This is a genomic window from Agarivorans sp. QJM3NY_29 (genome assembly GCF_050870835.2).
Lineage (GTDB): Bacteria > Pseudomonadota > Gammaproteobacteria > Enterobacterales > Celerinatantimonadaceae > Agarivorans.
In genome coordinates, this window is the sequence record NZ_CP194036.2 from 2,009,836 (window position 1) to 2,023,211 (window position 13,376).

At 46.6% G+C, this 13,376-nt stretch carries 9 protein-coding genes; 2 read left to right on the forward strand and 7 right to left on the reverse strand.

From position 1 onward, the window contains the following. Nucleotides 1–6: 6 nt before the first annotated feature. Genes ACRRS0_RS09290 through ACRRS0_RS09315 form a run of 6 tightly spaced genes read right to left on the reverse strand, consistent with a single transcriptional unit; the run spans nucleotide 7 to nucleotide 6,837 of the window. Nucleotides 7–1,617 carry a BatD family protein gene (locus ACRRS0_RS09290; protein WP_432453486.1) on the reverse strand — a complete coding sequence of 537 codons (1,611 nt, stop codon included), beginning with the start codon at nucleotides 1,615–1,617 and terminating at the stop codon, nucleotides 7–9. Continuing rightward, nucleotides 1,618–3,432: a vWA domain-containing protein gene (locus tag ACRRS0_RS09295; protein ID WP_432453485.1), complete on the reverse strand. Its 1,815-nt coding sequence runs from the start codon at nucleotides 3,430–3,432 to the stop codon at nucleotides 1,618–1,620. Then, nucleotides 3,432–4,436 (reverse strand): VWA domain-containing protein, encoded by a 1,005-nt coding sequence (locus ACRRS0_RS09300; protein WP_432453484.1) that lies wholly within the window; start codon nucleotides 4,434–4,436, stop codon nucleotides 3,432–3,434. Before ACRRS0_RS09300 ends, ACRRS0_RS09295 begins: the two co-directional genes overlap by 1 nt. Continuing rightward, entirely contained in the window at nucleotides 4,429–4,974 is a 546-nt protein-coding gene (locus ACRRS0_RS09305; RefSeq protein ID WP_432453483.1) for a DUF4381 domain-containing protein, read from the reverse strand. Before ACRRS0_RS09305 ends, ACRRS0_RS09300 begins: the two co-directional genes overlap by 8 nt. Then, nucleotides 4,967–5,881 carry a DUF58 domain-containing protein gene (locus ACRRS0_RS09310; RefSeq protein WP_432453482.1) on the reverse strand — a complete coding sequence of 305 codons (915 nt, stop codon included), beginning with the start codon at nucleotides 5,879–5,881 and terminating at the stop codon, nucleotides 4,967–4,969. Before ACRRS0_RS09310 ends, ACRRS0_RS09305 begins: the two co-directional genes overlap by 8 nt. Then, the gene (locus ACRRS0_RS09315) at nucleotides 5,881–6,837 is read right to left on the reverse strand and encodes an AAA family ATPase (protein ID WP_432453481.1); all 957 of its coding nucleotides are present in this window, start codon (nucleotides 6,835–6,837) and stop codon (nucleotides 5,881–5,883) included. Before ACRRS0_RS09315 ends, ACRRS0_RS09310 begins: the two co-directional genes overlap by 1 nt. 178 nt (nucleotides 6,838–7,015) lie before the next feature. Between ACRRS0_RS09315 and fadI the strand changes: the two genes are divergently transcribed. Both fadI and fadJ read left to right on the forward strand, forming a co-directional pair. Beyond that, on the forward strand, nucleotides 7,016–8,323 hold the full coding sequence (gene fadI, locus ACRRS0_RS09320) for an acetyl-CoA C-acyltransferase FadI (RefSeq protein WP_432453480.1): 1,308 nt from the start codon (nucleotides 7,016–7,018) through the stop codon (nucleotides 8,321–8,323). Continuing rightward, the gene (fadJ, locus tag ACRRS0_RS09325; RefSeq protein WP_432453479.1) at nucleotides 8,323–10,446 is read left to right on the forward strand and encodes a fatty acid oxidation complex subunit alpha FadJ; all 2,124 of its coding nucleotides are present in this window, start codon (nucleotides 8,323–8,325) and stop codon (nucleotides 10,444–10,446) included. Before fadI ends, fadJ begins: the two co-directional genes overlap by 1 nt. Before the next feature lie 54 nt (nucleotides 10,447–10,500). Here fadJ and ACRRS0_RS09330 read toward each other — a convergent pair whose 3' ends face one another. Continuing rightward, the gene (locus ACRRS0_RS09330; protein WP_432453478.1) at nucleotides 10,501–13,290 is read right to left on the reverse strand and encodes an insulinase family protein; all 2,790 of its coding nucleotides are present in this window, start codon (nucleotides 13,288–13,290) and stop codon (nucleotides 10,501–10,503) included. Nucleotides 13,291–13,376: the final 86 nt, after the last annotated feature.

Genomic DNA, 13,376 nt, shown 5'->3' on the forward strand with positions numbered 1-13,376 from the left:
TGTGATTCATGGATTGAGCGAGGCAAGTGATTGATGGGCTTGCTTTGCTTGATTTTCTAGCGTGTTTTTCATAGCTAAGCAACGCTGATAGTAGTCCTTTAAATCTAAGTCTGGTTGATTCTCTTTGCCCCAGTTGATCGCGCTCAGCTCTGCTTGTAGATCCGAAAACTGTTTTGTAAGCTGTTGTTGGCTTACCCAGCGATTTAGCATCTGTTCGGCTAGTTGTGTTTGATTTTGTTGGCAGTATGAGCTAAAGCTTGACCATGAGTCTGAGGGCTGCTCTTTGGCTTGAGTGTGTCGGTCTTTAGAGACCTTATGCTTATGACTCTGTGGTTGATAACGCCACCAAATGAAAATGAGCGCAGCGAGGGTGCTTAACCACGCCAAGGCAAAGAACCAAGTCCATAATGACGTCTTACTCGCTCGCTCGTCGCCCTGTGCTGTGGTGATGGCGCTGGTCGTGCTTGCGGGTGGCATCGAGTTAAGTTGGCTACTCATTGGTGCTGGACTCACTTTAATTTCTCGTTTCTCAATTTCAGCATAGGCGAGCTTATCTTTACTTAGGTCCCACCACGGCAGCTTCCATGCGGGTAGCGTTAATTGGCCACTATTGATGGGGATGAGCGCTACGTGCAGGGTACGCTGCGCAAAAACGATGCCGTCTTTAACGATGGTTCTATCTTGATAGGGTTCGGGGTATACCCGAAAATTATCACCATAATCGAGTTCAATCTCTGGGAGTTGTTTTTCGGTGATACCAGCGACGGTGAGATTAATGATCCGAGTAAAGGCCTGGCCTTGTTGGTAGTCACTTTGTAGCGGCTGAACTTCTTCGCTGAGTAGCAAATCGCTGGACGGTAGCCAAGTTCCTGGAAAGTTAGCTGGCGGTGGGTTTACCTTGAGTGATAGGTTTTGCGCTTCAATATCAATAGGTCTGGTACGATAGTTTCCATCATTAACCAAGCCGCTTAAATGTGCCCCCTTGATGTCAAATTGACCTGCCTTTTCTGGGGTGATCAGCCATTGGCGGATCAAGGTTCGATAGCGTTTTCCATCGACGATTTCTAAGTCTTGTTTGTCATCCCCTAGTTTGTCTATTTTAGCGTTTAGCATGTTAGGGGCAATAATGTTGGCTTGGTCTAAACTATTCGCGACCCAAATTTTACTGGTGTAGCGAACCGGTTGTCCTAAGTAGACTTGGTGCTGGTCGATGCTGACCTCCATGCGCACTTGATCGTTACTGGGATCTAGTTTGTCGATAACTTTAGCTTTTAACTTAATGGGAATGGTCGCTTGTCCGCCAATCGTAAAGGAAGGGATCAAATAACTACCTTCTTCACGCACCAACAGGGTGGTCGTCCAGCGGGTTTGGGTGGAAGACTTTCCGTTAATACTGGTGTGTTGGCGGCCAGTTGCGGTGCTACCTACCACAAAGTTTTGTCTTAGCAAGACCGACGGGTCAAATTCGTTAACTGGCAGAGTATCATCGGCAACAACCTCTAAAGTAAAGGCTTGGCCTACTGCCACAGGGTTTTGACTGACTGAGGCGGTGACTTTAGTGGTGGCATAACTGCTAAAGCTAAGTAAAAGAGTGAATAGTAAACTGAGCGCTTTCACTTACCAATTCTCCTGATTGTTGCTGGGTTGGCGACGACGTTTTTGATATTCGAGGTACATTTTGTTTCGTAGCAGTAAGCTGGGATCATTGGGTAGTGTATTGAGCCATTGCTGTAACTCTTTTTGGTCGAGCGTTGCTTGGTCTTGGGCATTTGTCGGATGAGCCTGCTGCGCTGTTGATGTTTCTGTTGGTTGTTCTTCACTGGCTGGTTGCTCTGCTGCTGACTGTTGGGTCGAGTCTTGGTCCGCCTGTTGTGGATCTTGTTCTGTTTGTTGCGCGGCTGTTTGTTGTTCGGTCGATTCTGACTCTGAGGAAGACGAGGACTGTTGCGGCGTTTGTTCAGATGACTGCTGCTGGGCCTGCTCTGAGTCTTGAGCTTGCTGGTCTGACTGTTGTGCTGATTGTTGCTGTTGCGACGGTTTAGGTTGCTCAGAATCTTGCTGTTGCTGTTGCTGTTGCTGTTGCTGTTGCTGTTGCTGTTGCTTTAATTTTTCGATTAAAGCCTTATTCTCGGCCGCTTCAGGGAATTTAGGCTGCAAACTTAAGGCTTGCTGATAGGCGTTAATGGCTTGTTGATAGTCACCCAATTGGGCAAGCGCATTACCTTGATTAAACCAGCCTGTGGCGCTATGGTCTTGCGCAAATAGCTGTTGGGCTTGCTGATATTTCCCGGCTTTGTAGAGTGCCGAAGCTTGCCATTGTGGATCGCGAAATTGTTCTGCGGCTTGCTGATAGTCACCTTGCTCGAAAGCCTGTTGTGCTTGTTGAGCTTGATTTTGCCATAAATCGATGGCGAAACTGGTTTTGGGCACGCCCAAGCAGGTGATGAATAAACAAACCAAAAGTAGGTCTGCGCGCCGGAGGTTGAGCAACAGCAATAACATGATTAACGGCAATAGCAGATAGCCAATATCTTTGCGGCCTTGCGTTTGTTGGTTAGCACTTTGCTGTGAGTTCGCTTCTCGGTGACGTAAGGATGCTAAATTTTCAATGTCGCTATTATCGGCACTGATAAATTGGCAAATACCGCCAGTTTGCTGGCATAAGGGGAGGAAGTTTTCGGCCTTTATTTCTGGGATCACAATGCTGCCGTATTGATCCTTAAGCATGCTGCCGTCTTCTAAGGGAATGGGGGCGCCTTGTTCGGTGCCTACCGCCAACATCGAAAAACGCAAGTGCTGTTTTTTTAGTATGTTCAGACTATTTTGTATTTGCTGTTCACTTAGACCATCGCCAATTACCACCACATCACCTTGGTTATATCCCGCTTGCTGGATCAATTCGGCAGCTTTACTTAAAGCAAGGGGCAGCATGGAGCCATGCACTGGCATTAATTCTGGTTTTAAATGTGGCACCAAGTTGGCTAAGGTATTGCTATCACTACTCAAGGGGCTCAGCACAAAAGCATCGCCAGCGTAGGCGATTAAAGCGGTCTCGCCGTCTCGCCATTGTTTGAGTAGATCGAGGGCTTTAAACTTCGCTAGTTCGACCCGGTCGGGTTTTACGTCACGGGCGCGCATCGAGTAGGACATATCCATAATTAATACCCGAGCGCTGCCATCTCGATAGAGCGGGATATTATCTGTCACGATACTGGGTCCAGAGAGACTGATAATAATGCAGCCCAATAGACTCGCTAAATGCCATTGTGAATGTTTTGTATGGCTGGGTTTACTGAGTAAGTATTTCGCCATACCGGGGCTCAGTAGTTGTCCCCAAGCCGATGATTCTCGACGTTGTTTGTTGATTAACAATCCCAGTAATATGGGACTAAGCAGTAACCACTCGGGGCGTAAAAAGCTAAGTGACCACACTAATTTGGCTCCTTGAAGTGAAAGCGGCGATTGAATATTGGACGGGCCAGCATTGCCAACAATAGGATGATCACAAAGGCAAGCGGCCAATAATATAACTCGTACTGTGGCCGGTAATATTGCTGAGCTTCAGAGATTGGATTGAGTGCGCCAATGGTTTGATAAATTTTCGCCAAATCTTCGCTGCTGCGTGCGCGATAGTATTTACCGCCAGTGAGTTTGGCGATTTGTTGCAGGGTGGCTTCGTCTAAGTCATGCGAAGGATTGACTTTACGTGTTCCAAACAAAGTTTGTTGGTAGAGTTCGTCGGCACCAATACCAATGGTATAAATCACCACTTTGTTTTTTGCTGCAATTTCAGCCGCTTGTATAGGCTCAACGGTGCCTGAAGTATTTTGGCCATCGGTTAGCAAAATTAATATCCGCTGTTCCGCGGGATGATCCATGAGTTGCTTGATGCCTTGACCAATCCCCTCGCCGATGGCGGTTCTATCACCCACTAAACCATGAACTAGCTCATCGACTTGAGTAAGTAAGGAATCTAAATCGAAGCTTAAGGGGGAGGCGAGGTAGGCGTGGTCTGCGAATAAAATCATGCCAATTCGGTCACCATGGCGCTGATCAATGAATTCTTTTAATAGGTGTTTTACGACCGTTAAACGGTCTACGCTTTGCCCCTGTAATTGCATATCTTGTACTTGCATGCTTCCCGACATGTCTACCGACAATAGTAGGTCTCGACCTTGTTCGTTAATCCCTTGCGTTTGTTCATCTAACCAAACCGGACGGGCGAGGGCGACCACTAAGCAGCACCATACCAGCCATTTAACGCCTCGCTTTAAGCGGGAGATTTGCGGCTGGAATACTACTTGTGTTTGGGCATATGGAAGGCTGGTATTGAGCAGCTGTTCCACTTGACCTTGTTGCTGGGCTGGTCGATTTCGCTCGATCAGCCATAACAGTGGTAAACATAGGAAGGCATAGGGCCACAGGAATTCAAACATTACTCGCCTCTTTACGACTGGCTTGGTTGGTGATTCCCAAAGGGGGTGAGATTTTACCTGTCAATAAAGTTGCCCAACTGAGCGGAGGAGCAACGTGTTTTAACCAGTACTCACATAAGTGCAGGGTTGCAGGTTCCAAAGCGATGGTTTCTGCGGTATAGAGTTGTCGCTGCCATTCGGCCTCTAAGGCGGTAAACTTACCGGGGGCGCGGGTGAGTTTGCTATCTAAGAAAGCTAACCAAGCCTGGCCAGTGAGAGAGGCGACCTGATGTCGTGGAAAATAACTAAGGGCCACCCGCTTCATTAGGATATTTAGCTGGACCAAATCGATGCTGGGATAGCTTTTTAATTCACGCAGCGCGGTTCGGCGCGTGCTGGTGAGTGTCCAATAGCGCCAGCTAATGAATAATAGGAGCGCTAAAACTACCAGACTTAAGCCTGCGACCAACCACCAACCAACAGCGGGTAAACCGGTTTCCAATTGGCTGGGCAAAATAATATCTTTGAGTGCGGCGAGGGGATTGTTTTGCTCAGGCATAGTCTTGCCACTCTAAGGCTGTTGAAAAGTGCTGATGAGGAATTCGAGCTTGCTGTAACATGGCTTGAATGTGTTGCTGGCGTTGACTCGCTCGCTGTTGATATTGCTCCCGAAAGGCTTTGTTATTCGGCTGCAGGTAAGCACTCGAAAGCCCTCGGCTCACTTTTAATTGTTGAGCGCCAGATGTGCTGGGTAGGGCTTGCTCCAGTGGATCGCTGATTTGCCAGGCAAATACTTGATTGTGGTTAGACAAACGTTGGAGTTGCAGCGCGGCGTCTTGGTCAAAGTGATAAAAGTCGCTGATAAGATGCACCTGATAACCAGTTTTAACTAGCTGGCATAGGGTGTCTAGGCTCGTATTCGGTTCCGACGGCGCTAATTGGGCGTGATTGAGCTGTTCAAATTGATGATTGTGTTGCTGGCAGATCACTTGCAATTGATTCAACCAGTGGCTTTTACTGGCGGCGGGTTTTTCATTGTGGCTGTGTTGCCCAAGATGCAACATCATGGCTACTCGCTCACCTAGGCCTTGGGCATACCAACCCAAACAGGCAGCCAGTTCACTGGCAAATACTGACTTTAATTTATTGCCGCTGCCAAAATACATTGAATGCGATAGATCTAAGAAAATAAACACCGGATGTTCACGATCTTCCCTAAACAGCTTGGTATGAGTCTTCCCCGTTCGTGCAGTAACTCGCCAGTCGATACAGCGAATATCATCGCCCGGTTGATAATGCCGAACTTCATCAAACTCCATGCCTCGTCCGCGAACCTTGCTTAAGCGGTTGCCATGGCGATGACTGGTAATCTGCCGCCATGGCGGCAGATTGAGATGCAGGGCGCGGGCCTCAATTAACTGCTCAATTGCCAATGTCACCGGTGACTGACGATTGATTTTATTCATTAAGCAAAGGCCACCAATTCGAGTAAACGAGCAATGACAGTATCGGCTTGGATCCCTTTTGCCTGTGCTTGATAGCTGAGTAATAAGCGATGTCTAAGCACTGGGTAGGCGAGTTGTTGGATATCTTCTGGGCTGACAAAATCTCTTCCGTGTAACCAAGCTCGTGCTCTGGCTGCTCTGGCGAGGGCAATACTGGCTCGCGGGCTGGCACCAAATTCCAACCATTGACTAAATTCGTCGGTATAGCGTTCTGGTTGGCGAGTTGCGACCACTAAGTCAACAATATATTGAGTGAGGGAGGGGGCGATATGCACTTCGAGAATAGCACGACGCAGGGCAAATAGTTTTTGCTGGGTGAGTGCTTCTGGTTGACGCAGATGAACCTGCTTGGCTTCACGCTCGGTGAGCTGCAAAATTTTCAATTCTGTTTCTGCATCAGGATAGCTCAAGCATAACTTAAACATAAAACGGTCGAGTTGCGCTTCGGGAAGCGGGTAGGTCCCTTCTTGCTCAATCGGGTTTTGGGTGGCCATCACCATGAATAACTTCGGTAGCGCATAGCTTTTACTGCCTACGGTGATTTGTTGTTCAGCCATGGCTTCTAACAATGCCGATTGCACCTTAGCAGGGGCGCGGTTAATTTCATCGGCGAGCACTAAATTATGGAAAATAGGCCCTTTTTGAAAACTGAAGCTCGCGGTTTCTGGATGAAAAATGTCGGTACCAGTTAAATCTGCGGGTAATAAATCAGGAGTAAATTGAACCCGGTGAAAGTCACCTTCAATACACTCCGATAAGGCTTTGACAGCTCGGGTCTTTGCCAGTCCTGGAGGGCCTTCAACCAGTATGTGACCATCGGCGAGTAGGGCGATAAGTAGTTGATCAATAAACTCTGTTTGGCCAACAATGCTTTGATTAAGATAATCGCGAATGGCTGATAAATTGTTATTGCTCATTGCATCCTCTAAATTGTCTGTCGCTTGCGGATAATAAAGCACTCTTGCTTAGGTCTCAAAAAATTTCCTTTAAATTTGGTAATTTAATATCAGTTTTAAGCGCTTGTTTGAAATTTGTAAATAAAAGGTTAATATACTGTCGTGAGGTCTGACCTCTTCATCGATGAAGGATACTTGAATGCACCAACAACAATCTTTAAGCACGGCCAATGGCGCTCGTATCGCCGTAGTCGCCGGTTTGCGCACCCCTTTTGCTCGTCAAGCGACAGCCTACCATGGTGTTCCTGCAGTTGACCTAGGAAAAATGGTGGTGAATGAATTAATTAAACGCGTTGATCTGGATGTGAAGCAGATCCAGCAGCTGGTGTTTGGTCAGGTGGTGCAAATGCCCGAAGCACCAAATATCGCTCGTGAGATTGTGTTAGGTACTCAATTGGATGTCTCAACCGATGCTTATAGCGTGTCGCGCGCCTGTGCCACCAGTTTTCAGGCAGCGGTTAATGTGGCGGAATCGATTATGGCCGGAACCATTGATTGTGGCATTGCAGGGGGCGCTGATTCTTCCTCGGTATTACCCATAGGGGTGAGTAAAACCCTGGCCAGAAGTTTGTTGGATTTGTCGAAGGCTCGCAGCGTTGCCCAGCGCTGGCGTATTATAAAGAAGCTGCGTTTTAAAGACATGTTGCCGGTTCCGCCAGCCGTCGCAGAGTACTCGACTGGAATGTCTATGGGGCAAACGGCGGAACAAATGGCCAAAAAACACGGTATTGCACGTGCCGCTCAAGATCAATTAGCCGTACGTTCCCATCGTTTCGCCCATCAAGCTTGGCAAGAAGGCAAACTTGATGGAGAGGTGATGGCCGCCTATTCAGAGCCATATCGTAGCTTTCTGAGTCGGGATAATAATGTGCGTGGTGATTCCAATGAGGAGAAATTGGCTCAGTTAAAGCCGGTCTTTGACCGTAAACATGGTTCCGTTACTGCGGCCAATGCCAGTCCGCTGACTGATGGCGCTGCGGCGGTACTGTTGATGCGCGAAGATAAGGCCAAACAAATGGCTTTGCCTATTTTAGGATATATTCGTAGTTATGCCTTCTCTGCTATTGACGTCCATGAAGACATGTTGATGGGCCCCTCCTATGCAACCCCTATCGCCTTAGATAGAGCTGGAATTAGCTTACAAGATCTGGACTTGATTGAAATGCATGAGGCTTTTGCGGCGCAAACTCTGGCCAATATTAAAATGTTTGCCAGCGATGAGTTTGCCAAGTCGATCGGCCGTGAGAGAGCTTTAGGTGAAATCGATATGGATAAATTTAATGTACTGGGTAGCTCTATTGCCTATGGGCATCCCTTTGCAGCGACAGGGGCTAGAATGATCACCCAGATGTTAAATGAATTGGGCCGCAGAGGGGGGGGGTTAGGCTTAACCACTGCCTGCGCCGCGGGTGGTTTAGGGCTTGCAATGGTATTGGAGGTTGAATAATGGAAGCGGCAAATTTTAGTTTAAGCATCGAAGCGCAGCTTGGACTGTTAAAAATTGATGTTCAAGGCGATAGCATGAATACCCTTAAAGCTGAGTTTGGCCCTCAGTTAGATGTCATCTTGGCTGAATTGGAAGGGCAAAGCCAGTTAAGAGCTTTGGTTATTTATAGTGGAAAACCGGATTCTTTCATTGCTGGCGCTGATATTAGTATGCTCGACGCTTGTGTGACTGAACAAGCCGCGCAAGCTCTCTCTCAGGCTGGCCATCAAGTATTCGCGCGTTTAGCTGGCTTACCTTTTCCGGTGATTGCGGCAATTCATGGTCCTTGTTTGGGAGGCGGTTTAGAGCTGGCGCTTGCTTGTGATTATCGTGTTTGTAGTACCGCAGAAAAAACTAACCTTGGCCTACCAGAAGTACAGCTAGGCTTGCTTCCTGGTGGTGGAGGTACTCAGCGTTTACCTAAATTAATTGGTTTACAGCGGGCTTTGGAAATGATGTTAACCGGTAAGCAGCTTCGCCCTAAACAAGCCTTGAAAAGTGGATTGGTGGATGAAATTGTGCCGCAGAGCATTTTGCTGGAAGCGGCCAAGAAGTATGTGGGCAAGCCAAAACGGAGGCCGAAGGCTAAGTTGAGTTTGTTATCACGATTGTTGGAAGGTAATCCCTTGGGCCGTCAATTGTTATTCTCGCAAGTGAGCAAACAAACCTTGAATAAAACACGGGGCAATTATCCGGCACCGCCGCAGATTATCGCCTGTGTACGATCGAGTGTTGAGCAAGGCGCTGAGCGGGCTTATCAACAGGAAGCTGAACGTTTTGCAAGTTTAGTGATGAGCCCAGAATCGGCCGCTTTACGTCGTTTATTTTTTGCCGCCAATGCGCTAAAGAAAGAGCAGCTGTTTGCTGGGGTTTCTCCCCATCCAGTTGAGCGAGTTGCAGTGCTAGGCGGCGGCTTAATGGGAGCCGGAATTGCCTTTGTCTCTGCCACTAAAGCTAAGGCTCAGGTTCGGATTAAAGATGTCAGTGAAAAAGGCGTGACGGGGGCTTTAAATTATGCCTATCGATTGCTCGATAAAAAGCGGCGACGTCGCTTCATTAGTCATGCTCAATTGCAAAAACAAATGAGTGCGCTGAGTGGAACCACTGATTTTAGTGGTATGAGCAATGCTCAAATGGTTGTTGAGGCGGTATTTGAAGATTTAGCGTTGAAGCAGCAGATGGTTGCTGATATCGAGCAACATTGTCAGCCGAAGACTATTTTTGCCAGTAATACTTCATCCTTACCGATTGCTCAAATCGCGGTAAATGCGGCTCGCCCAGCGCAGGTGATTGGTTTGCATTATTTCAGCCCGGTAGAAAAAATGCCCTTGGTCGAGATTATTCCGCATCAAGGCACCAGCGAGCAAACCATTGTGGATACCTTGCAGTTTGCTCGTCAGCAGGGGAAAACGGCGATCGTGGTGAAAGATGTGGCAGGTTTTTATGTGAACCGTATTTTGGCCCCTTATATCAATGAAGCGGCCCGCTTGTTATTAGAGGGACAAGCGGTTGAACACATCGATAAGACCATGCTTGATTATGGTTTTCCTGTGGGGCCGATGAGCTTGCTCGATGAAGTTGGGATTGATGTTGGCTCGAAGATTGCGCCGATCTTGGAAGCCGAATTTGGCGCTCGATTTAAAGCCCCAGAGGCTTTTGCAAAATTGATTGAAGATAAGCGTTTAGGCAAGAAAAATGGCCGTGGCTTTTACTTATACAGCAAGCATAAAAGAGCCAAAGCGAAACCGGTCGACCACGCGGTGTATAAGCTGCTTGGAGTGACGCCACAGCCGGCGATTGAAGCCTCACAGGTGAGTGAGCGTTGTGTTTATATGATGTTAAATGAAGCGGCTCGCTGTTTGGACGAAGGAGTGATCCGCAGTGCTCGCGACGGTGACTTAGGCGCCATATTTGGCATTGGGTTTCCGCCTTTCTTAGGAGGGCCATTTCGCGCCATGGACCAGATCGGTATTACAAGATTAGTCGATCAGCTCAGAGCGATGGAAGCGAACTATGGGGAACGATTTAGGCCCTGTGAGTCTTTGCTGAAGATGGCAGAGCAAGAGTTACGCTATTATCCGTAAAGAGCGGCCCAGAGCCCAAGCGAAGGCTTGGGCTCTGCAGCGTTTGGATTTCGCCTAGTTATAACTATACAACTTAGATGCTTGCTGAAATTTGACCCGACTGGTAATTGTATCACCGGTTTCTAAACGATGGGTATTCAGGGCATCCTGATTTTGATTTCCTCCACCATGACTATAAACCACCACCCGGTCACGCTTTTTACTCTTTAAGCTCATCATAAAGCGGACTAGATCCCGTCGTTCTAGTTTTTCAATACAAGCGGCCGCTGCTTGGCGCTGATTAAAGCTGAGATCTTTATTACCAATGCTGACCCAAAAGCGCTGAGCGCGGGTGCGCATGTTACTTTCCCGCTCTAGTATTTGAGCAATTAAACCCTGTTTACTATGACGCCATTGGGCATCACTTAGTTCAAACATCAGTACAGGGAAATCATCGAGAAAATCGTTGATGGCATCAAGCAAGGTTTGTGGGCGACCATGCGGGGATTGCACATAAAAAATAATCCCAGGGTGGCGATTTAGGGGAAGATTACCGGTGCCAACGATGTAGCCCAATTGCTGTTTGGTTCGTAATTCGTTGAAGAAGGTAGAAGTCATTATATGATTACTGAGGGTATATAGGGCGATATTTTCAGAGCTTAGATCATCACTTTGGTAATAAATCATTAAGGCAGAGTCACTTTGTTGGCAATCAACCTCATATAGCAGTGTACCTTGACCTTGAATACTAATCAGTTTTCGCGGTGTTTCTTTTGAGGGGATGGTATTTGGAGAGACCTCTTGTAGGATAAATGTGCCTAACTCAAGGATTTCTGATTGCGGCCAATTTCCATAGGCAAGCATTTCTATATGAATGTTTTGGTAGAGCGTTTTCACAAAATCAGGCAAGTGTTCTAACTCGACGTCGTTAAGTGCAGCTAATAATTCGCTGGGTGGCGGATTGTTTGGTTGTAGTAAAGATGTGAGCTGACTGAACAGTTGTGAGATTGGTTTTATTTGAGTTTGATTTTGCCAATGCTTACGCAATTGCTGCTTAATGATGTCAAAACGGGCGCGTTCAAAGTGACCAAACTTGCGATTATTTAAGATCATTTTAAGCAATAGAATTTGTTTATCGCTAAAACCGGATAAATGTAAAGTATAGCCCCCCTGATGAGCATAAAGCTGATAAGACATTCCAGCTATCTCTGCTTGATAAGTCATTTCGCTGAGATGATCGAGCATCAACTCAACCATCAGCCGAGTACAAACAATATTTCGAACCGAGGCGACAGCATAACTAGAGTCAACCGATAAATAGAGATGGCCCTTAGGCACTTTAAACTCGGGTTCATTGCTGAACCATAAACGAAAACCAGCTTGATCGATTAACAGTTGTGGTTTTGCTTCGTGACCATCAACTTTGGTGAGTGGGGCCTTATTGTAGCTGAGAAAAGGGTTGCTGCTGGGGAGTTGCAAACCATTCAGTAATTTTGGGCTAGTCCAGCGCGCTAAACGCTCAGCTTCGATGCTTTTGACTGCATAAGGGGTGAAGTACCATTTTGCTACTTTGTCACATTGTTGATTGGGGGATACCACATTGATCCGCATATTGTGTGGTTCTAATTTACTTAGGCAGTGCTTGATTAAATCGTGATCATAAGACTCCATAGCATAGTCTGCGTATATCACGTCTTCTGCGGGGTAGTGCTGGAGATTAATTGCCAGATGTGAGACGAAGTCGATTGCTCTCGATTTTTCTTGATATAAAAAAGCACGTTCAAAAACTTGTTGTTTTTCTTGATAGCGCCAAGCTTGCAAACCTTGTTGGTTGATGAGCTTTAAATAACTAAAAGTGGCATCAATGATTTGATCAATACATTCGACACCTTGATCGGTCAGACTATAGCTAATCGAAAAATCTTTAAAATTATGACCGCTAATCCCCCCACCGGCTGCCATCGAATTAATTAGGCCTGCGTGACGTAATAAGGCCACTAAGCTGCCAGGTCCTTCATAGCCGAGTAAATGGGCGATATAGGTGAGCGGTTTAGTGCGATAGAACTTATCCATATTGCTAAAAGCAAAACTTAAGCTTAATTTTTTTACTTCTTTGACTGCTTGAATATGGCTTTCTATGCCGAGTTGTTCAGCCAAATATAAAGGGGGGAAGCTCAGTGGTGAGACATTTAAGCGTTGGATTGGACTAAATAATTGTTTGACATAAAGTTCCAAGGTATCTAAAGCTTGAGGGCTAATTAATGCAAGAGTCATTAAATCTGCGGAATAGTGGCTTTGATAAAAGTTAATTAAATCATCGCGAATCGAAGACTCAGCATTGTCGCTTAAGGTATCAAGGTTACCTACCGAGAATTGACTAAAGGGGTGCGCTGGATTAACCGTTTCTTTGTGTACTTGGTAAATTCGACGTACATCATCTTTGAGTTTGAGCTGGTATTCAGAATTTACCGCTTGGCGTTCACGTTCCACTAAATCGGGATTAAAACAGGGGCAAATGAAAAATTGACTAAAGCGGTCTAATGCTTCATCGAACCATTGATGTTCAATGTCGAAATAGTAGTTAGTATGTTCGGTCCCTGTCCATGCGTTGTTGCTGCCACCATGACGATTAATGAAACTTTGATATTCGCCAGCCACAGGGTAAGAATCCGTACCCAAGAATAACATATGTTCGAGGAAGTGCGCCAAGCCCTCTCTCCCCTTTGGATCGTTAAAATAACCAATGTTTACCGCCAGAGAAGCGGCTGACTTTTGCACGCTTTCATCTTGAATTAACAGCACCTTAAGACCATTGTCGAGGGTGATTGAACGATAATTTTTCGGATCATTGGGGCTGATACGCAAGGCAAGTGTCCTTGTTGAAGTGAGTCATATGATTATCAGTCTCTTGCGAGGAGCTTGCAAACTCTGATGGATGTTTTGTGGCATTT

Excerpts from the sequence above, each read along its gene's own strand:
- ACRRS0_RS09310 (WP_432453482.1), bottom strand. The coding sequence starts at position 5,881 with ATGAATAAAATCAATCGTCAGTCACCGGTGACATTGGCAATTGAGCAG.
- ACRRS0_RS09300 (WP_432453484.1), bottom strand. The coding sequence starts at position 4,436 with ATGTTTGAATTCCTGTGGCCCTATGCCTTCCTATGTTTACCACTGTTA.
- ACRRS0_RS09315 (WP_432453481.1), bottom strand. The coding sequence starts at position 6,837 with ATGAGCAATAACAATTTATCAGCCATTCGCGATTATCTTAATCAAAGC.
- fadJ (WP_432453479.1), top strand. The coding sequence starts at position 8,323 with ATGGAAGCGGCAAATTTTAGTTTAAGCATCGAAGCGCAGCTTGGACTG.
- ACRRS0_RS09305 (WP_432453483.1), bottom strand. The coding sequence starts at position 4,974 with ATGCCTGAGCAAAACAATCCCCTCGCCGCACTCAAAGATATTATTTTG.
- fadI (WP_432453480.1), top strand. The coding sequence starts at position 7,016 with ATGCACCAACAACAATCTTTAAGCACGGCCAATGGCGCTCGTATCGCC.